General features: G+C 72.6%; 20 protein-coding genes, 1 pseudogene and 1 riboswitch. Of the genes and pseudogenes, 12 read left to right on the top strand and 9 right to left on the bottom strand.

The genetic code is table 11. From position 1 onward, the window contains the following. The 4 genes and pseudogenes from AB0L45_RS20560 to AB0L45_RS20545 all read right to left on the bottom strand — a co-directional run. Nucleotides 1–73: pseudogene (locus tag AB0L45_RS20560) on the bottom strand (urease accessory protein UreF); the annotation flags it as partial. Nucleotides 74–116: 43 nt separating this feature from the next. Then, complete coding sequence (locus AB0L45_RS20555; protein ID WP_365841828.1) at nucleotides 117–1,838, bottom strand: urease subunit alpha; 1,722 nt, start codon at nucleotides 1,836–1,838, stop codon at nucleotides 117–119. Beyond that, on the bottom strand, nucleotides 1,831–2,142 hold the full coding sequence (locus AB0L45_RS20550; RefSeq protein ID WP_365841826.1) for an urease subunit beta: 312 nt from the start codon (nucleotides 2,140–2,142) through the stop codon (nucleotides 1,831–1,833). The genes AB0L45_RS20555 and AB0L45_RS20550 overlap by 8 nt, the downstream gene beginning before the upstream one ends. A 17-nt stretch (nucleotides 2,143–2,159) precedes the next feature. Next, entirely contained in the window at nucleotides 2,160–2,462 is a 303-nt protein-coding gene (locus AB0L45_RS20545) for an urease subunit gamma (protein WP_030017664.1), read from the bottom strand. 380 nt (nucleotides 2,463–2,842) lie between these two features. Between AB0L45_RS20545 and AB0L45_RS20540 the strand changes: the two genes are divergently transcribed. After that, nucleotides 2,843–3,883 carry a M28 family metallopeptidase gene (locus AB0L45_RS20540; RefSeq protein ID WP_365841824.1) on the top strand — a complete coding sequence of 347 codons (1,041 nt, stop codon included), beginning with the start codon at nucleotides 2,843–2,845 and terminating at the stop codon, nucleotides 3,881–3,883. 63 nt (nucleotides 3,884–3,946) lie between these two features. Here AB0L45_RS20540 and AB0L45_RS20535 read toward each other — a convergent pair whose 3' ends face one another. From AB0L45_RS20535 to AB0L45_RS20525, 3 genes are all read right to left on the bottom strand, one after another. Then, nucleotides 3,947–4,300: a type II toxin-antitoxin system Phd/YefM family antitoxin gene (locus tag AB0L45_RS20535; RefSeq protein WP_365841822.1), complete on the bottom strand. Its 354-nt coding sequence runs from the start codon at nucleotides 4,298–4,300 to the stop codon at nucleotides 3,947–3,949. A gap of 202 nt (nucleotides 4,301–4,502) precedes the next feature. After that, nucleotides 4,503–4,805: a hypothetical protein gene (locus AB0L45_RS20530; RefSeq protein WP_365841821.1), complete on the bottom strand. Its 303-nt coding sequence runs from the start codon at nucleotides 4,803–4,805 to the stop codon at nucleotides 4,503–4,505. 374 nt (nucleotides 4,806–5,179) lie between these two features. Further along, complete coding sequence (locus tag AB0L45_RS20525; protein ID WP_365841819.1) at nucleotides 5,180–5,881, bottom strand: FCD domain-containing protein; 702 nt, start codon at nucleotides 5,879–5,881, stop codon at nucleotides 5,180–5,182. A gap of 268 nt (nucleotides 5,882–6,149) precedes the next feature. On the opposite strand from AB0L45_RS20525, the gene AB0L45_RS20520 reads away from it, so the two are divergent. From AB0L45_RS20520 to AB0L45_RS20505, 4 genes are all read left to right on the top strand, one after another. Continuing rightward, the gene (locus AB0L45_RS20520; protein WP_365841817.1) at nucleotides 6,150–6,785 is read left to right on the top strand and encodes an ATP-dependent Clp protease proteolytic subunit; all 636 of its coding nucleotides are present in this window, start codon (nucleotides 6,150–6,152) and stop codon (nucleotides 6,783–6,785) included. Between the two features lie 7 nt (nucleotides 6,786–6,792). Beyond that, nucleotides 6,793–7,098 carry a hypothetical protein gene (locus AB0L45_RS20515; protein ID WP_365841815.1) on the top strand — a complete coding sequence of 102 codons (306 nt, stop codon included), beginning with the start codon at nucleotides 6,793–6,795 and terminating at the stop codon, nucleotides 7,096–7,098. A gap of 549 nt (nucleotides 7,099–7,647) precedes the next feature. Further along, a riboswitch (cyclic di-AMP (ydaO/yuaA leader) is annotated at nucleotides 7,648–7,818 on the top strand. Between the two features lie 3 nt (nucleotides 7,819–7,821). After that, nucleotides 7,822–8,295 (top strand): NlpC/P60 family protein, encoded by a 474-nt coding sequence (locus AB0L45_RS20510; protein WP_365841813.1) that lies wholly within the window; start codon nucleotides 7,822–7,824, stop codon nucleotides 8,293–8,295. Nucleotides 8,296–8,434: 139 nt separating this feature from the next. Next, nucleotides 8,435–9,043 (top strand): DUF6328 family protein, encoded by a 609-nt coding sequence (locus AB0L45_RS20505; protein ID WP_365841811.1) that lies wholly within the window; start codon nucleotides 8,435–8,437, stop codon nucleotides 9,041–9,043. A 724-nt stretch (nucleotides 9,044–9,767) separates the two neighbouring features. Here AB0L45_RS20505 and AB0L45_RS20500 read toward each other — a convergent pair. Then, nucleotides 9,768–10,196: an ATP-binding protein gene (locus AB0L45_RS20500; RefSeq protein ID WP_365841809.1), complete on the bottom strand. Its 429-nt coding sequence runs from the start codon at nucleotides 10,194–10,196 to the stop codon at nucleotides 9,768–9,770. A gap of 312 nt (nucleotides 10,197–10,508) precedes the next feature. On the opposite strand from AB0L45_RS20500, the gene AB0L45_RS20495 reads away from it, so the two are divergent. Both AB0L45_RS20495 and AB0L45_RS20490 read left to right on the top strand, forming a co-directional pair. Then, a complete protein-coding gene (locus tag AB0L45_RS20495) occupies nucleotides 10,509–11,393 on the top strand; it encodes a helix-turn-helix transcriptional regulator (RefSeq protein WP_365841807.1) in 885 nt (294 codons plus the stop codon). Nucleotides 11,394–11,403: 10 nt separating this feature from the next. Further along, a complete protein-coding gene (locus tag AB0L45_RS20490; protein ID WP_365841805.1) occupies nucleotides 11,404–11,640 on the top strand; it encodes a DUF397 domain-containing protein in 237 nt (78 codons plus the stop codon). A gap of 76 nt (nucleotides 11,641–11,716) precedes the next feature. On the opposite strand, the gene AB0L45_RS20485 is transcribed toward AB0L45_RS20490, so the two are convergent. After that, on the bottom strand, nucleotides 11,717–12,973 hold the full coding sequence (locus tag AB0L45_RS20485) for an 8-amino-7-oxononanoate synthase (protein ID WP_365841803.1): 1,257 nt from the start codon (nucleotides 12,971–12,973) through the stop codon (nucleotides 11,717–11,719). 146 nt (nucleotides 12,974–13,119) lie between these two features. Here AB0L45_RS20485 and bioB point away from each other — a divergent pair, with 146 nt between their 5' ends. From bioB to AB0L45_RS20460, 5 genes are all read left to right on the top strand, one after another. Beyond that, nucleotides 13,120–14,337, top strand: a complete 1,218-nt coding sequence (gene bioB, locus AB0L45_RS20480; RefSeq protein ID WP_365841801.1) for a biotin synthase BioB — start codon at nucleotides 13,120–13,122, stop codon at nucleotides 14,335–14,337. Then, entirely contained in the window at nucleotides 14,330–15,640 is a 1,311-nt protein-coding gene (locus tag AB0L45_RS20475) for an adenosylmethionine--8-amino-7-oxononanoate transaminase (RefSeq protein ID WP_365841799.1), read from the top strand. The genes bioB and AB0L45_RS20475 overlap by 8 nt, the downstream gene beginning before the upstream one ends. Nucleotides 15,641–15,736: 96 nt before the next feature. Beyond that, entirely contained in the window at nucleotides 15,737–16,429 is a 693-nt protein-coding gene (gene bioD / locus AB0L45_RS20470) for a dethiobiotin synthase (RefSeq protein WP_365841797.1), read from the top strand. Between the two features lie 69 nt (nucleotides 16,430–16,498). Then, entirely contained in the window at nucleotides 16,499–17,170 is a 672-nt protein-coding gene (locus AB0L45_RS20465) for a class I SAM-dependent methyltransferase (protein WP_365841794.1), read from the top strand. A 650-nt stretch (nucleotides 17,171–17,820) separates the two neighbouring features. Then, the gene (locus tag AB0L45_RS20460; protein WP_365841792.1) at nucleotides 17,821–19,083 is read left to right on the top strand and encodes an alpha/beta hydrolase; all 1,263 of its coding nucleotides are present in this window, start codon (nucleotides 17,821–17,823) and stop codon (nucleotides 19,081–19,083) included. Nucleotides 19,084–19,222: the final 139 nt, after the last annotated feature.

Here is a 19,222-nt window from a genome sequence, read left to right as displayed (position 1 = left end):
CCCCACCGGAATGAGCATGCCCACCCGCCGGAAACCGCCCGTCCGCCAGGACCAGCAACGCCGCCCCACTCATCCCCACACCCCACTTCCCCACTGCCTCACCCACCCTCGGCCACTCAGAACAGGAAATACCGCTGCGCCATCGGCAGTTCGGCGGCCGGAGCGGGCTCGACCACGTCGCCGTCGATGGTGACCGTGAAGGTGTCGGGATCGACGTGGACACGGGGCAGCGCGTCGTTGTTACGCATGTCCGCCTTGGTCACACCGCGGGTGCTGCGGATGGCCTGGAAGGACTTGGCCATTCCCAGCCGTTCCGGCAGCCCGTCGGCGACGGCCTGTTCGGAGACGAAGTTGACGGAGTTGCTGCCCGGTGCCCGGCCGATGGCGCCGAACATCGGCCGCGGCAGCACCGGCTGAGGGGTCGGGATGGAAGCATTCGCGTCGCCCATCTGCGCGTACGCGATCTGGCCGCCCTTGATGACCAGGTGCGGCTTGACGCCGAAGAACTTCGGCTCCCACAGCACCAGGTCGGCCAGCTTGCCTTCCTCGACCGAGCCGACCTCGTGGTCGATGCCCTGGGCGACGGCCGGGTTGATGGTGTACTTGGCGACGTAGCGGCGGGCACGGGCATTGTCCGCGAGCAGGTCGCCGGGCAGCGTGCCGCGCCGTTTCTTCATCACGTGCGCGGTCTGCCAGGTCCGCAGGACGACCTCACCGATGCGGCCCATCGCCTGGGCGTCCGACGACATGATCGAGATGGCGCCCAGGTCGTGCAGGATGTCCTCGGCCGCGATGGTCGAGGGCCGGATCCGGGACTCGGCGAACGCCAGATCCTCCGGCACGGCCGGGTTGAGGTGGTGGCAGACCATCAGCATGTCGAGGTGCTCCTCGACGGTGTTGACGGTGTGCGGCCGCGTCGGGTTGGTGGAGGCGGGCAGTACGTTCGGCTCGGAGACCATGGCGATCATGTCGGGCGCGTGGCCGCCGCCGGCGCCCTCCACGTGGTACGCGTGGATGCCGCGGCCCGCGATGGCCGCCAGGGTGTCCTGGAGGAAGCCCGCCTCGTTGAGGGTGTCGGTGTGGATGGCCAGCTGCGCGCCGCTCTCCTCGCAGACGCGCAGGCAGGCGTCGAGCACGGCGGGGGTGGCGCCCCAGTCCTCATGGATCTTGAAGCCGAGGACGCCCGCGCGCAGCTGGTCGCGCATCGAGGCGGCGGACATGGTGTTGCCCTTGCCGAGCAGACCGACGTTGACGGGCAGGCCGTCCATGGACTCGAACATCCGGGCCACGTGCCAGGAGCCGGGGGTGATGGTGGTGGCCTTGCTCCCCTCGGCCGGGCCGGTCCCGCCGCCGACCAGGGTGGTCACCCCGGAGGCGAGCGCCTCGTCCACCTGCTGGGGGCAGATGAAGTGGACGTGGGTGTCGATGGCGCCGGCTGTGAGGATCTTGCCGTTGCCCGCGATGACCTCGGTTTCCGGGCCGATCACCAGGTTCGGGTGGACGCCGTCCATGGTGTCCGGGTTGCCGGCCTTGCCCAGCGCGGCGATCCGGCCGTCCCGTATACCGACGTCCGCCTTGATCACGCCCCAGTGGTCCAGGACGATCGCGCCGGTGACGACGGTGTCGGGCGCGCCCTCGGCGCGGGTGGCGCGGGACTGGCCCATCGACTCCCGGATCACCTTGCCGCCGCCGAAGACCGCCTCGTCACCGGCGTGGCCCGGGCCGCCCGCCCGGTCCTCGGTGATCTCGACGAGGAGGTCGGTGTCGGCCAGCCGCACCCGGTCACCGGCGGTCGGGCCGTACAGATCGGTGTAGGCGGCGCGGGTCAGGTCAGCCATCGAGGGAGCCTCCGGTCTCGCCGCGCAGGCCCGCGACGATCCGCTTGCCCCCGACGGGGACGAGTTCGACCTCGGTGGGGATGCCGGGCTCGAAGCGCACGGCGGAGCCGGCGGGAACGTTCAGCCGCTTGCCGTGCGCGGCCGCACGGTCGAAGTCGAGGCCCGGGTTGGCCTCGGCGAAGTGGTAGTGGGAGCCGACCTGGACGGGGCGGTCGGCGGCGTTCAGGACGGTCAGCCGGGTGACGGGGAGCCCGGGGTTCAGGCGGACCGGCGTGTCGGCGTGCAGGATCTGGCCGGGAATCATGGTCGCGGTCCCCGCCCTCAGTTGATGGGCTCGTGGACGGTGACCAACTTGGTGCCGTCGGGGAAGGTCGCCTCGACCTGTACGTCGTGGATCATCTCCGGGACGCCCTCCATGACCTCTTCACGGGTGAGCACCTTGCGTCCGGTCGACATCAGCTCGGCGACCGTACGGCCGTCCCGCGCGCCTTCGAGGATGTGGACGGTCAGCAGCGCGACGGCCTCCGGGTGGTTGAGCCGTACCCCGCGGGAGCGCCGCTTCTCGGCCACGTCGGCCGCCACGTGGATCATCAGGCGTTCCTGCTCGTGCGGGGTCAGTTGCATACCTTCACCTCACCGTCTTCGCGCTGGGCGCATTCGCCCAGGTCACGGGTGGTGATGCACCCGCAAAAGCAGATGTATCACACAGTAATTAAAGGAGGAGCAAACGACTCTCCAGCTCCGCTCCATCAATGACCCGACGGCCGCAGGCTAGTTCCGCGCCATTTCACCGGCGTTAACTCGGCGGGTCGGCCGCGCTACGCCACCGGTCCGGCCCCGCCGGCACCACCCGGGCGGCCCGCTGTACCGCTTCGGCCCGGTGCGCCCCCTATGCGGACACCGCGGTCCGGTATTCGCTCTTGACGCGGCAGGGATCGCTCGGAATTCTCATGCGCACGTCAACCGTTGGGCACCACCCCCCACATCAGCATCGGAGCCCCCACGTGATCCGTCCGCCCCGTACTTCCCACACCTCCCGCACACCCCATACGTCTCTCGACCCCAACACCCCCCACCCCACCCGCTCCACCCGCACACGTGCCACCCGAATACGCCGCGCGGCACCGGCCGCCGGCGCGTGCGCCGCGCTCGCCGCCGCCCTGCTGGGGCCCGTCGCGGGAGCGGCGGCCACCACCCCCGCGGCCGCCGCCGCCCCGGACATCCCGGCCGCCGCCGTCAAGGCCCACCTCTCCCAGCTGCAGTCCATCGCGGACGCCAACGGCGGCAACCGCGCCCACGGCACGGCCGGGTACCGGGCCTCCGTGGACTACCTCAAGGGCAAGCTGGACGCGGCCGGCTTCACCACCACCGTCCAGGAGTTCACCCGTAACGGCACCAAGGGCTACAACCTCCTCGCCGACTGGCCCGGCGGCGGCACGGAGCGGACCGTGATGACCGGCGCCCACCTCGACTCGGTCACCGAGGGCCCCGGCATCAACGACAACGGCTCCGCCTCCGCGGCCATCCTGGAGGTGGCCCTCGCGGTCTCCAAGGCCCACCTCGAACCCGCGAAGCACCTGCGGTTCGCCTGGTGGGGCTCCGAGGAGTACGGGCTCGCCGGCTCCCGGCACTACGTGGACGGGCTGTCCGCCGACGACCGCGGCAAGCTCGACGCGTACCTGAACTTCGACATGATCGGCTCGCCCAACCCGGGCTACTTCGTGTACGACGACGACGCGCGCCTGGAGAAGGTCTTCAAGGACCACTTCGCGGCGAAGAACATCGCCACCGAGATCGAGACGGAGGGCGACGGCCGCTCCGACCACGCGCCGTTCAAGGACGCCGGCGTCCCGGTGGGCGGCCTGTTCTCCGGAGCGGACTACATCAAGACCGCCGAGCAGGCGAAGAAGTGGGGCGGGACGGCGGGCAAGGCGTTCGACGCCTGCTACCACGCGTCCTGCGACACCACGAAGAACATCGACGACACGGCACTGGGCAACAACACCGCCGCCATCGCCGACGCGGTCTGGCAGCTCAGCTCCTGACGCCGGGCCGCTCCGGCACGGCGCCCGGAGACCGGGCAGTGGCGGTCCGCCCGCGCTGCCCGGTCAGCGCTCCCCGGGGCCCGGGCCGCCGTGCTCGCCCGCGGCACCGTGCCCGCCGGCCGTTCCGCGGTCGCCCGCCGTACCGCGGTGTTCCGCCGCGATGCCGAAGCGGCGCCACTCGCCGGGCGGGGCCGGGAACTGCCGGACCGAGGAGACCGTGCTGATCACCTGCTCCTCCGCCGCGGCCTCCTCCGCCTCGCGGTACGCGTCGAGACGCGCCAGGTCGGCGGCGGAGACCAGTCCCACCAGCGGCTTGCCGTGGCGCGTGACGACCACCCGCTCGCCGCCGTAGACGACGCGGTTGATCAGGTCCGCCAACTCCGCCCGGGCCTGCGTCACCGGAATCTCATAAGCCATGGTCCTAGCTTAGGTCGCGCCCACGACATCCCGGCCAGGGCTGCGGGCGGGCGGATTCCCCGGGCGGCCGGAATCCGCAGCGGTCCGATTCCACGGGCGGCCCGATTCCACGGGCGTCCGGCGGATGCCCACAGGCGGGACACGCGCGCCGCGCGCACGCCGACGGCCCGGCAACGCTGCCGGGCCGCGGGCGCCGAGGCGCTCAGGTGGTGCTGCGGTCGGTGGGTTCGCGGCTGCCGCACTTGGCCAGGCCGCGACTGATCATGTATCCGATGGTCAGCAGCGTGACGTAGAGCCACGCCTGGTCGGCGGGGAAGACGTCCACGTCGGTGGCGCCGCCGCCGACGACGGCGGAGGCGACCAGTACCGCCACGACGGCGGCGACGTAGACGAAGAACTCGGTGCTCTTGAACGCGGGCTTGGTCTCCGCGCTCGTGTGCCGCTCGGCACGGGCGGCCTGGGAGCGGCCGGATTCCGGGTATCCGGCGGATGAAGCGGTGGCCATCGCGTCCTCCTGGACTCGGCTGGGCCCGAGGAACTCGGGTGCGCCCGCCGGGTACCCGGGCGGACCGGGCCGGAACGGCGGTTTCCGTACGTGAGGATTCCGCAAGGGCTCCTTTGGCCAGGGGGCTCCCGTGTCAGGTGTCGCCTCGTGCTGTCCGGCGGGACCGCGGGCGAGACGCATGGGACGCCGGAGGAGGTCCGGCACGCCACGCGCCGGACCGGCGCCGGAGTACGCGGGGGACTTCGGCCGGAACGTTGCACCACTGACGCGCTGCGCGCGGGCCTGCCGCTGTACGTCCGTACGTACCCTTCGGAAACGCTGCGCCTGGAACGCGCCGCCCGGTCCTCCCATCGGCCGCTCCACCGGCTGCTGGCTCAGGACGTGGTCGTGCCGCCCGCGCGCCCGCAGCGCTCGTCCGCACCGCGCAGCGCGCGCTGCCAGTGCTCGTCCGTGCAGTGCAGCGCGCGTTGCCGGTCGCCCGCCGTACAAGCAGCCAGGAGGGCTTCCCAGGCGGCCTCCGGCTTCTCGGGCAGGGGAAGTTCGAGGTGCTGTGCGCGCTGCCACGCGGGGGCGAGCTGTGTGACGGCGTCGTACAGGGGCCGGTTGCGGCAGGCGTGGACGAAGACGCTCCACAGCGCGCGTTCGCTGCCCGCCGCTTCCACCGCGTCCCGACCCGCGACGGCGCGCACCTGCGCGGCAGCGGCGTTACGCAGGGCGGCGAGGTCTCCCTCGGGGAGCGGCCACGGCGCGCCGAGCACGGCGGTGCGGTACAGGCCGTGCAGCACAGTGGCGGTGTCCCGGCAGGTGGCGGCGTCGACCGGGGTCACCCGTACCGTCTCCGGGCCGGTGTACTCGACGAGGCGCTGGGCGGCCAGGAGGAGCAGGGCCTCCCGGAGTGGTGCGGTGGGAGCGCCGAGCTGCTGGGCGATCCGCGGCTCTCCGTACTCCTGCCCGGGCGCCAGCGTGCCGTTGACCAGGGCTTCGGCGAGCGCGCTGTGGAGGCGTTCCCGCAGTGCGTGGGGGTCGTCGGAAGCGGCCTCGGGCGGCAGGGGCGCGAGGCGGGACAGGTCGGGCATCGGATGTCCTTCGCGGGTGGTCACCGGCGTACAGCGGCCATTGTGCACAGCGACCGGACGCGCCGGCGAAGGCGCGGACACACGGCCGGTCAGCCGGGCGCGTGGGCAACGCTTCTGACGCTCCATGAGGTTTTCGCTGTCAGCGAGCATCCGGCGGTTCACCCGCCCAAGGCATTGCTTTCCCTCCGGGGATCGTGCTCCCATCTAGCTCTACGTACGTTCTGTACATTTTTTACAGACGCTCACGCTCAGGGAAGAGGAGTTCCCCATGAACGGCCCCCAGGCCCGCCACGTCCTTCCGGAGTTCACCGAACGCACCTCCTACGGGGCCCGGACCATGGACCCGTACTCCAAGCTGCTCAGCGAGCGGATCATCTTCCTCGGCACCCCGGTCGACGACACCACGGCCAACGATGTGATCGCCCAGCTCATGCACCTGGACCACGACGCCCCCGACCGGGACATCTCGCTCTACATCAACTCTCCCGGCGGCTCCTTCACCGCGATGTCCGCGATCTACGACACGATGCAGTTCGTGGGCTGCGACGTGGAAACCGTCTGCCTGGGCCAGGCCGCCTCGGCGGCGGCGGTGCTGCTGGCGGCCGGCACGCCCGGCAAGCGCCTCGCCCTGCCGGGCGCCCGCATCCTCATTCACCAGCCCTCGTTCAGCGAACCGGTACAGGGACAGACCGACGATCTCCGGATCCAGGCGGACGAACTGCTGCGTACCCGTGCACTGCTGGAGGACATGCTCGTCCGGCACACCGGCCAGACCGCCGAGCGGGTCTCCGAAGACCTCGAACGCGACAAGGTCTTCGACGCCGAGGCCGCCATGGCGTACGGACTCGTCGACGGGCTCACCCGCAGCCGCAAACAGCGCCCCGCGGCCGCCGGCGCGAGGTGAATCCGGGATGCTGCCGCCCGAACTGCCGCCGCTGCCCGCGCTGACGCGCGCCGAGGGCGAGGTCATCGACAGCTACCTGGCGGTCCTGGACCTGCTGGGGCGCATCAATCCGGCCCGCGGCACGGACACCTACGGCGGGCTGCGCGCCGCACAGGCCCTGGTCGGCACATCCGCCGCCCTGCGGGACGCGTTGGCCTTGATGCACGACCGCGGCGAGAGCGAACTGCACGCGGGGACGCTGGCGCAGGCCCTGCGCGTGCTGGACGGCGAGCGCCGCGCGCGGCTGATCGCCGTACCTCCGCCGCGCAGTTGACTGCGCCACAGGCCGCGGCCCTCTTCCGCCGGGAGAGGGCCGCAGCACGGGCGCGCGGCCACGACAGCGCCGCCGCACCGGCCGGGAGGGCGTCCGGACGGGGGTCGGGCGCCCTCCCCTCCCACACCTCCGGCACACAGGAAACCCGTCCGTCCCACGCGACACATCCCGGACAGGGGCGACAGCGGCGGCAATGAGGTGCTACAGCACCGCAAGGACCCGCCCGTATGCCGACACGAAGCCCGTTCGGGCTCGCCCGAACGGCGTAGCCACGAGACCGCGTGCTGCGCCACACGGCTTGCGCGACGTACGTACGTGTCGAGCGGAACATCACGTTCCGGGGCTGGTACGCGCATCCCCACCCGTCGCTGAGCCCCCGCGCAACGCCGTCCGTCCACCCGAACGGCGCAGAGGTGACCAACGTCACATACCGCTGTTTCTGCTCGGAATCCGGGCGCGAGGTGCGCAACGATCGCCTCGACGACAAGCCCCCGCCACAGCGGTGGGGCGGTCCGGACGGACGCCCAATCCTGCCGCCGTACCGGACGTCTGGTCGATGCGCCTGGACCGGCAGGAGCGGAGGACCCGAGCACGACGGGTCCGCCGGCCACCACGGCCGGACGGCCCCTTGGGGTGAAGTCGTTGTCGATACCGCGACCGGGCATCTTCGCCTGCCCGAACCCGACAGGTACTCCTTCGCAGGCGGCTGACGAAGGGTTGCGCATGACCGCGCGTACCACCACTTCCCCCCTGCTGGCGCGAGCCGGAGTGATCTCCTTCCTCGCCCTCGCCACGGTCGGCGGAACACTGGTCGTACCAGGAGCCACCGGGGACGCGGAAGCCGCGTCGACCTCGGCCTCAGCACTGCGGATCGCCGCTTCCAAGAAGGGGGCGCCCTACAAGTACGGAGCCAGCGGGCCCTACCGTTTCGACTGCTCGGGGCTGACGCTGTACTCGTTCAAGCGGGCCGGCAAGCGGCTGCCCCGTACCGCGGCGGCCCAGTACAACCGCACCCGGCACCTGTCCGCCTCCGCGCGCCGCCTCGGCGACCTGGTCTTCTTCCACTCCCGCCGCGGCATCTACCACGTGGGCATCTACGCGGGGAACGGCAAGATCTGGCACGCGCCCAAGCCCGGCACCGTCGTGCGGCTGGAACGCATCTGGTCGCGCAGCGTCTCGTACGGACGGGTGCGCTGACCACCCGGTCCGTCGGTGTGGTGAATCCGCCGGCCGCGCCGGTCCCCCGTACGTACGCGGGTACAGGTTCCCGCACTCGCGTACGCGGACGCGTACGCGTCCGAGGAGTGATCAACGCGTCGGCGGATACCCGCACGCAATGGCCCCCCTCACCGACGACGACCGGAACGAACTGACCGGACACTCCGAACCGCCGGGCACCGCCGACGCACCCGAACCGCACCGGCCGCCCGGTTCCGCCCGGTACACCGTGTGCGCGGACCGCAACGAGACACCTCTGGAGCGTTACGACCGCAACTTCGGCGAACTGCTCCAGGAACTGCGCGTCCTGCAGACCGGCGTGCAGATCCTGTTCGCCTTCCTGCTGACGCTGGCGTTCACCCCGCGCTTCGTGTCCCTGGACACCACGCAACGCGGCTTCTACGTGAGCACGTTGCTGCTGGCCGTTCTGGCGACGCTGCTGCTCACGGCGCCGGCGGCGGTGCACCGGGTGCTGTTCCGGCGGCGCGCGAAGGGGTTGATCGTGGAGGTCTCCGCGCGGCTGACGGCGGCCGGCATGGCGGTGCTCGCGCTGGCGCTGGCCGGTGCCGTCCTGCTGGTCGTCGACGTCGTCCTGGGGCGCGGGGCGGGCGTGGCGGCGGGCTCGGTGACGCTGGTGACGTGCGCCGGGCTGTGGGCGCTGCTGCCGCGCGTACTGGGGCATGTGAACGGGCACATCAAGCCGTCCGCACGCGACTCGTCGTCCTGAGCGCCCGGCGCCTTCGCGCGGTACCCCCGCGGTCCGCGGACGCCGCGGGGACGCCGCGCCGCCGAGATCTTTTGTGACCTGGTCGTCCTTGCTTTGGCGACGGTGAACCGATGAAGTCTCCTTAGCACGTGAGGAGACCCATGCACCTGCACCCGCCCCAGCACCCGCACACGCACCCCAGGACCGACTCGTGAACCTGCGCGGACTTCTGCGCCGCCGCTCCCCCGCCACCCCCTGCCCGGCCTGCGGCAGCACGGACGTGCTGTGGGAGGACGAGGGGGTCTACGGTGCGGGCGAGTTGTTGTGGTGGTGCGCCTCCTGCCTGCACCAGTGGCATCCGGGAGATCTCGGCGGCGGACCAGGCGGGGGTCCGGTGGCTCCCGTACCGCCTGCGGCTCCCGCGCCCGTGGCCCCGGTTCCCCCCGCGCGCCCCGTGGTACCTGCGGCCGCGCCGGCCGTCCCGGAGGGTGCCCCTGGTCCGGCCACCGTCGCCGAACGCGTGATGTATGCCGCCGGGCTGACGCCGCTGGTCCCCTGCCCGGGCGCGTACGAGCCGTGGCCGTGCCGCTGTTCCCGCTGCGGGCGCGAGGCCAGTCCCACGTACCGGCAGGTTCGGGACGACGGCGTGGGCTGCGCGTGCGGTACGGGCCGCCGCCGCAAGCCGCGCTTCCTGACCAGGCACTGAGCGCCCCCTGAGCCGGAACCGGCCCGTACGGCCGTTCCGCTACGGCAGGAACACCTTCCACGGCAGGTCGATCCAAACGGTCTTGCCCCCGGACGCGGTGGGTTCGACCGTCAGCTGCCCGCCCGATTCGGCGGCGAGGAAGCGGACGATCACCATGCCCCGCCCGTTGTCCTGCTGCACGGCGGCCGGCAGCCGCTTCGGCCAGCGCGGATGGTCGTCGGTGACGCCGATCCGCAGCCGTTCGTCCCGGTCCAGCCGGACGTCGACGGTGAACGCCGGTGATCTGCCGAACGTGTGCTGCACGGCATTGGTGGCGAGTTCGGAGACGATCAGCCGTACGGTGTCGGCCGTCTCCGTCCCGTCCGGGAGGCCCCATTCGGCCAGTACGCCGGTGACGTACCTGCGGGCCTCCGCGACCGATGCCGGTGCGCTGGGCAGGGTGAGTGAGGATTCCTGGTGGTCTGCCATCGCGACGCCGTCCCTTTCCCACCCGAGGCTCGACTCCGGCCCGCTGCCGAAGGAAGCCGCCATCGCATCCGGCCTTCCGGGCCCTTCCCGGCCCCTTCCGCTCCGGCCTCGGACTGCTGCTGTGCGCCAGCCTGCCACTCATGCTGCGGCTGTGACGCGTCATCCACCGAGAAGTGCATATATCTGTCGCCCGAAGCGGTGAACCCTGCTACGCGAGACCGTATTTGGGCGGCACACTGTCGGATCGGAACCGGCCATCAGGGGGCGGGCGCACCCGCGGCGCTCCCCGCGGAACGAGACGGAGGACGCGGTATGCGGTACGGGCCCGCGGTGCGCCGCCGCAAGCTCGGAGCGGAATTACGGCGCCAGCGGACGCTGGCCGGATTCACCAGTGGTGAGGCCGCGCGGCTGGTCGGCTGGCACCAGTCCAAGGTGAGCCGTATCGAGACCGGGCGCAGTGGTGTCCGGCGGGCCGATGTGGAGCTGCTGCTCGACGCGTACGGTGTGCGCGACGCGGAACTGCGTGCGCTGCTGGGGGCGCTGTGCGCCGGCGGCACGCAGGACGGCGGCGGGCGGCACGGCTGGTGGCACACGTACCGCGACCTGCTGCCGCCGGAGTACCGGGACTTCATCAGCCTGGAGTACGAGGCGTCCCGGGCGCGCACGCTGGAGACGACGGTGGTGCCGGGGCTGCTGCAGACGCCGGACTACGCGCGGGCGGTGACCCGCGCCACGCTGTCGGACCTGCCGGCGAAGCAGGTCGAGGAGCTGGTGGAGGTGCGCATCGCGCGCCAGGAGGTGCTGCGGGGCGAGCGGCCGCTGGAGTTGCACGCGGTGCTGGACGAGGCGGTGCTGCGCCGGGAGGTCGGTTCGCCCGGCGTCATGGCGGCGCAGCTGCGGCACATTCTGGACGTGGGGCAGTTGCCGCATGTGCGCCTCCAGGTGCTGCCCTTCGCATCCGGTGTACACATCGGCATCACCGGCCCTTTCGTTATCTTCTCATTTCCGCTCACTTCTGACTTGGATGTGGTTGTTCTCGACCATTTGACGAGTAGCCTCTACTTGGAACAGAAAGCAGACCTCAGGGCGTACAGCGATGCGTTCGACACGCTGCGGGGGCGCGCCCTCTCATGCGAGAAGTCAGCGCAATTCATCGCCCGGACCGCCGCTGCCTCATGGGCCGGCGCCGGCGTCTGAGGAGGCCGTCATGTCACTCCCGCCTGGGCACGATCCCGTCCACGCAGCGCTGCGCGGCGCACGGTGGCGGCGCAGCAGCCACAGCACCGCCATGAACAACTGCGTCGAGACGGCGCGCATCGGGTCCGGCCTGCTCGCGGTGCGCGACTCGAAGAACACCGCCGGGCCGGCCCTGCTGTTCACCACTCCGGCCTGGCAGTCCTTCGTCGACGGCCTGGCCGACAACCGCTTCGCGCAGGTCGGATGAGCGCGATCGCCGTACGACGGCGATACGCGGACCGGCACGCCCGGCCGGTCCTCCGGAATTTCGCCGGCCGGCTCGCCTAGCCGCTGACCGGCGCCGTCCGCACCACCGTCCGTACGGCCTCCCGCGCCTGCCGGGGCGTCAGGTCCGCGCGGGCGGTCAGGCGCAATCGGGAGATGCCGTCGGGCACGGACGGCGGCCGGAAGCAGCCGACCACCAGGCCCGCGTCCCGGCAGTCCGCCGCCCACCGGACGGCCTGCTCCGGCGAGGGCGCCCGTACGGAGACCACCGCGGCGTCCGGGCGGACCGCCGCCAGCCCGGCGGCGCTGAGCCGCTGGTGCAGTTCGGCCGCCACCGCGCGGACCCGGCCGGCACGTTCCGGCTCGCGGCGCAGCAGGCGCAGTGCCGTACGGGCGCCGCCGGCCGCGGCGGGGGCGAGACCGGTGTCGAAGATGAACGTCCGCGCGGTGTTGACCAGGTGCTCGATGACCCGGGCCGGGCCGAGCACCACGCCTCCTTGACTGCCGAGCGACTTCGAGAGGGTGGCGGTGACGACCACGTCCGGATCCCCGGCCAGCCCGGCCGCGTGCACCGTGCCGCGCCCCCCGTCGCCGAGAACGCCCAGGCCGTGCGCGTCGTCGACGAGCAGCGCCGCGCCGTGCGCCCGGCAGGCGTCGGCGAGGGACCGCAGGGGCGCGGCGTCACCGTCCACGGAGAAGACGGCGTCGGTGACGGCGAGCGCCGGGCCGTCGTGGCCGTCCAGGGACTTGCGGACCGCGTCCGGGTCGGCGTGCGGCACCACGACGGTCCTGGCGCGGGCGAGCCGGCAGCCGTCGATGAGCGACGCATGGTTGCCCGCGTCCGAGACGATCAGGCCGCCGGGGCCGCCGAGCGCGGTGACGGCGGCGAGGTTGGCCGCGTAACCGGAGGACAGCACGAGGGCGGCCTCGAAGCCGCAGAACTCGGCGAGTTCGGCCTCCAGGCGGGCGTGCAGCTCGGTGCTGCCGGAGACCAGCCGGGAGCCGGTGGCGCCCGCGCCCCAGCGGTGCGCGGCCTGCGCGGCGCCGCGGGTGACCTCGGGGTGCCGGGCCAGGCCGAGGTAGTCGTTGCTCGCCAGGTCCAGCAGCGGTGACTCGACCGGCCGCGGCCGTAGCGTACGGACGAGCCCCGCCCGGCGGCGCTGTTCGCGGGCCGTATCGATCCAGCCGAACGCGGCGGCCCGCGCGTCGGTGCCCGGCGCGGTGCCGCGGTCGGGGACGGGTGCCCCGGCGGACCCGTCGTGAGGCGGTGCCGGCACGTCGCGGAGCAGTGGCGGCGCGGGGTCGTCCTGATGCATCGGCTTCCTTCGCGTTTGTGGGCTGTCGATAGACGTTAGCGGTCGTTACACCGTCCTACGGTGTGGCCATGCACACACCCCGGATCAGCGCCCTTGTCGGGTTCCTCCATGGTCGCGGGCCGTGGGCGTACGCCAGGATCGTCGCCATGGATCTGCTGACAACGCTGGTGGACAAGGGGCTGCGGCGCGAACTGCCGACCCGCGAAGAGGCGCTCGCCGTGCTGGCGACGTCCGACGACGACCTGCTCGACGTGGTGGCCGCGGCCGGAAAGGTACGCCGCCGCTGGTTCGGGCGGCGGGTGAAGCTGAACTATCTGGTCAACCTGAAGTCGGGGCTGTGCCCCGAGGACTGCTCGTACTGTTCCCAGCGGCTCGGTTCCAAGGCCGAGATCCTCAAGTACACCTGGCTCAAGCCGGAGGAGGCCTCCGAGGCGGCCGCGGCGGGGGTGGCCGGCGGTGCCAAGCGGGTCTGCATCGTGGCCAGTGGCCGCGGGCCGACGGACCGGGACGTGGACCGGGTCTCGCAGACCATCGCCGCCATCAAGGAGCAGAACGAGGGCGTCGAGGTGTGCGCGTGCCTCGGCCTGCTCTCGGAAGGCCAGGCGGCCCGGCTGCGGGCAGCGGGCGCGGATGCCTACAACCACAACCTCAACACGTCCGAAGCCACCTACGGGGACATCACCACCACCCACACCTACGCGGACCGGGTCGAAACGGTCCAACAGGCGCAGGCGGCGGGCCTGTCCGCCTGCTCGGGCCTGATCGCGGGCATGGGCGAGACCGACGCGGACCTGGTCGACGTGGTGTTCGCGCTGCGCGCGCTGGACCCCGACTCGGTGCCCGTCAACTTCCTGATCCCCTTCGAGGGCACTCCGCTGGCCAAGGAGTGGAACCTCACGCCCCAGCGTGCGCTGCGCATCCTGGCGATGGTCCGCTTCGTCTGCCCGGACGTGGAGGTACGGCTGGCCGGCGGGCGCGAGGTGCATCTGCGCTCGCTGCAGCCGCTCGCCCTGCACCTGGCCAACTCCATCTTCCTCGGTGACTACCTGACCAGCGAGGGCCAGGCGGGCAAGGACGACCTGGCGATGATCGCGGACGCGGGCTTCGAGGTGGAAGGCACGGACACCGCCACCCTGCCGGAGCACCGCGCGGACGCGCTCCCGGGCGACGGCTGCGGTGGCCACGGGGGCGGCGGCTGCGGGCCGTGCGGGGACGGCGAAACGGCGGCGGAGCCGGCTGAACGGGCCGCCACGGGCGCCGCGACCTCCCCGGCCGCATCGACCGCCCCGACCGCCGGAGCCCGTACCGACCTGGTCTCCGTACGCCGCCGTGGCGCCGGTACGGAACTGCCGCCGAATGCCTGAGGCCGCCCAGCTCTCCGTGCCCGAACTGCTGGCCCTCGACCGGCAGCACGTCTGGCATCCGTACGGCCCGATGCCCGGCCGGGCCGAGCCGCTGGTCGTCGCGTCGGCCTCCGGCGTACGACTGCGACTGTCCGAACCTGTCGAGGGACAGACCGAGTTGGTGGACGGAATGTCCTCCTGGTGGTCGGCCGTGCACGGTTACCGCCACCCCGTGCTCGACGACGCCGTCCGCGGCCAGCTGGACCGGATGAGCCATGTGATGTTCGGCGGGCTCACGCACGAGCCCGCCGTACGGCTCGCCGCCCGGCTGGCGGAGATCACCCCGGACGGGCTGGAACACGTCTTCCTCGCCGACTCCGGATCGGTGTCGGTCGAGGTCGCCGTGAAGATGTGCCTCCAGTACTGGCGCTCCGTCGGCCGGCCGCGCAAACAGCGGCTGATGACCTGGCGCGGCGGCTACCACGGCGACACCTGGCAGCCGATGTCGGTGTGCGACCCGGACGGCGGGATGCACGAGCTGTGGCAGGGCGCCCTGCCCCGGCAGCTGTTCGCGGACACACCGCCTCCAGGGTTCGACGCCCCGCCGGACCCGGCCTACGCGGCACAGCTGCGCGAGCTGGTCGCGCGGCACGCCCACGAGCTGGCAGCGGTCATCGTGGAGCCGGTGGTCCAGGGAGCGGGCGGCATGGCCTTCCACTCCCCCGGCTACCTGCGCGTGCTCCGCGAGGCGTGCGACGAGCACGGCGTCCTGCTGGTCTTCGACGAGATCGCCACCGGCTTCGGCCGTACGGGAGCGCTGTTCGCCGCCGACCACGCGGGCGTCACGCCGGATGTGATGTGTCTCGGCAAGGCCCTGACCGGCGGCTATCTCACCATGGCGGCGACGTTGTGCACGCCGGCCGTGGCGGACGGGATCTCCCGGGGTGACGTGCCGGTGCTCGCGCACGGGCCGACCTTCATGGGCAACCCGCTGGCCGCCGCGGTCGCCAACGCCTCGCTGGACCTGCTGCTCTCCCAGGACTGGGCCCGCGAGGTCAAACGGATCGGGACCGGCCTGCGGGACGGCCTCGCCGACGTCACCGCCATGGACGGCGTACGGGACGTACGGGTCCTCGGCGCCATCGGGGTCGTCCAGCTCGACCACCAGGTCGACATGGCGGCCGCCACGCGGGCGGCCGTACGGGAGGGCGTGTGGCTGCGCCCGTTCCGCGACCTCGTGTACGCGATGCCGCCGTACATCACCGGGGACGAGGACGTGGCACGCGTCTGCGCGGCGATGCGCGCGGTGGCACGCGAGGGGTGAGGGCCCCAGGGGTGATCCCCGGTTTCCGCCCTGGGGGCTCCGGCCACCGGGCCCCCAGGGCGGCCGACAACCATGCTCGACGACAGGAGAAACGACGTGTCGGTGCTGTTCGTGACCGGAACGTGCACGGAGATCGGCAAGACCGTGACCACGGCGGCCCTCGCCGCGACGGCGCTCGCCCAGGGCCGGTCCGTCGCGGTGCTCAAACCCGCCCAGACCGGGGTCGCCGCCCATGAGCCGGGGGACACGGCGGAAGTCGTCCGGCTCGCCGGGCCCCAGGTCACCACCGCCGAACTGGCGCGCTACCCCGAGCCGCTGGCACCGGAGACCGCCGCGCGGCGCGCCGGCCTGCCGCCCGTACGCCCCGAGGAGATCGCGAAGGCGGCCACCGAACTGGCGGCCTCGCACGACCTCGTACTCGTCGAGGGCGCGGGCGGCCTGCTCGTACGGTTCGACGAGCAGGGCGCGACCCTCGCCGACGCGGCACGCCTGGCCGGGGCTCCCGTACTGGTCGTGGCCCAGGCCGGCCTGGGCACGCTCAACGCGGTGGCACTCACCGCGCTGGCCCTGCGCACGTACGGGATCGACAGCCCCGGCGTGGTGGTGGGCAGCTGGCCCGCGGCCCCCGGCCTCGCCGCGCGCTGCAACCTCGACGACCTTCCGCGGGCGGCCGGCGCGCCGCTGCTGGGACGCGTCCCGGAAGGCGCCGGCAGCCTGCCCCCGGAGGACTTCCGCGCACAGGCCCCGAGTTGGCTGGCGCCCGTCCTCGGCGGCACCGCCGCGCTTTGACAGTGGTGTCCCGGCGCGGCACGGCGGACACTCGAACCGGCGGACGTCGTACGGTGAAGGGATCCAGCCATGCCACAGCGCACGAGGGCCGAGCGGGGAGTCGTGCACCATCCGTTCTTCGCCCGGTGGTACGCGCACATCGCGGACCACCGCTCGGGGCTCACGGCCCTGCGGCGCGACCTGCTGGCCGGGCTCTCGGGCCGGGTGATCGAGATCGGCGCCGGCACGGGAGCGAACTTCGCCCACTACCCGCGGACCGTCGCCGAGGTGGTGGCCATCGAACCCGAACGCACCCTGCGGCAACGGGCCCTGACCGAAGCGGCACGCGCCGGGATCCCGGTGGACGTCGTACCGGCCACGGCGGAGGCGCTGCCGGTCAAGAGCGAAGCCTTCGACGCGGCGGTGGTGTCGCTGGTGCTCTGCTCGGTACGTGACGTGCAGCGCTCGCTGTCGGAACTGCGGCGGGTGCTGCGGCCCGACGGTGAACTGCGCTTCTTCGAACACGGACGCTCCCTGCGCCACGGCCCCGCCACGGTGCAGCGGGCCCTGGACCGTACGGTCTGGCCCCTCCTGATGGGCAACTGCCACCTCTCCCGCTCCCCCTTGGCCGAACTCCACACCGCCGGCTTCACCGTCACCACCTACCGCCGCACCCGCATCCTGGGCCCCGGCCCCGCCCTCCCATGGACGGTACTGGGCGTGGCACGCCAGTCCGGGGAGGAGCAGGCGGAGGAGGAGTGACGCACGCGCCCTCACCAGGCGCGGGTGGCTATCAGCTCCTCCGCGCCCGCGTCCGCGTACAGCTGCCGCAGGAATGCGTGCTCTGCCACCTGCTGGTCGGTGATGTGCATGCCCCGTCCCCGTCCCGTTCCCGTCCCCTTCGTGTTCCGGTGCACCGATCATGCACCACACCACTGACAAGGGACGGAGGAGCCAAGCCGACGAGCGCCGCGCGGCGCGCAGCGCGCCTGGCCGGTTACGCGGCATGAGCCTTTCGGCAGGTCATCGTCATGGCGAGGTGTGTGCCAGCCGGCCGGGAGCCGTTGCCACCGAGTCCCGCTCGGCCCGGGGCTCGTGTCAGCCCGTAGGCGTACGAGGGCAGCGGGGCCGGCCACACGCTGCTCACCCCGTTCGCCAGGGCGGCGACCGAACCCGCTGCTCAGCGGCGCGAACGGCGCTTCCGGGCACCGGCCGAGGGCCGGGTGGGCATCCGCCTGGGGTCGTACACGTATCCGGATTCCAGCCTCGGCCGTCTCCCCCGGACAACGCCCCCTCCCCATGAAACCGCAGCTCAACTCCCGTGCGCCGGGTGGCTCGCACGGCGCGGACCACGTCCATGATCAACCCGCAGGCTGACGCGCCGGGCCGCGCGCGGATCTAGCGTCATCCGTGTGATCAGACTTCCTCGCGCGGCCGGAGCCGTCGCCTTGTCGCTGGTGTTCAGCCTTCCACTGCCGCTCGCCGCGGCAGCGGGCACGTCCTGGGCCGCTGCCCCGCCCGCCGCGCCGTCCACCACGCCACCCGTCCGTACGGACACGAAGGCCGCCGCGCAGTTGCGCCTGCCCGCGCCCACCGGGCCCTACGCGGTCGGCCGGTCCACGCTGCACCTCACCGACCACAGCCGCCGCGACCCGTGGGTGCCTACGGCGGAAGCCCGCGAGCTGATGGTCAGCCTGCACTATCCGGCCCGCCGCGGTACGGGCACGCCCGCGCGGTACGCCACCGTCGAGGAGAGCCGGCACCTCCTCAAGGCCCAGGGCTGGGAGGGCAGGATCACTCCCGAGGCCCTGAGCGACACGGCCGTACACGGCCGCGCGGACGCCCGCCCCGCGGCCGGCGCCTATCCGCTGCTGGTCGTCTCGCCCGGATTCAGCGCGCCCCGCTACTCCCTGACCAGCCTCGCGGAAGACCTGGCCTCCCGGGGGTACGTCGTCGCGGTGGTCGACCACGCCTACGAGAGTGTCGGCACCGCCTTCCCCGGCGGCCGGATCCTGACCTGCGTCGCCTGCGAGAAGGTGTACGGCACCGAGGACGGCGCCCGGCTGGCGGCCGTCGGCCGGGGCCAGGACGTCTCGTTCGTCCTGGACCGGCTCACCGGGCACCGGCCCGCCTGGCGGCACTCCCACATGATCGACAAGAAGCGCATCGGCATGGCGGGTCACTCGCTCGGCGGCGCGAGCGCCGTGTCCGCCATGGCGCACGACAGCCGCATACGGGCCGGCGTCAACATGGACGGGGCGTTCCAGGACCCCGTACCGGCCGGCGGCCTCGGCTCCCGCCCCTTCCTCATGCTCGGCACCGACAACGAGGTGCACCGGCCCGGCGGCCGGGACCGGACCTGGGACCTGGCCTGGAGCCGGCTGGACGGCTGGAAGCGCTGGCTGACCGTCGCCGGTTCCGACCACCTCACCTTCAGCGACGGGCCTGTCCTGACCGACCAGTTCGGCCGGCCGGCCGCGAGCCCCACGGCTCCGTCGGACACACAGCCCCCGCTGACCGGCCGACGCTCGGCCGCCCTCACCCGCGCCTACGTGGGAGCGTTCTTCGAGCAGCATCTGCGGCACCTACCCCAGCCCCTCCTCCAGGGCCCCACGAAGGACTGGCCGGAAGTGAGGTTCCACAACCCGGTTACGGTGCCGTCGGCCGGGCGCTGAGTGTACGGACCACGCGCCGGGACCGGGCGGCCGCTGAGTGTCCGGACCGCGCGCCGGGACCGGGCGCCGGCCAGGGGGCGGGTCCGCGGAGGATGCCAGGATGGACGACGGGAGCGGGCCGGCCCGTAGGGGGATGCCA

Origin of the sequence: Streptomyces sp. NPDC052496, from assembly GCF_040679095.1 — a bacterium.
Classification (GTDB): domain Bacteria; phylum Actinomycetota; class Actinomycetes; order Streptomycetales; family Streptomycetaceae; genus Streptomyces.
The sequence above is the reverse complement of the archived record's forward strand: the minus strand, read 5'-3'. Positions and strand labels throughout refer to the sequence as shown.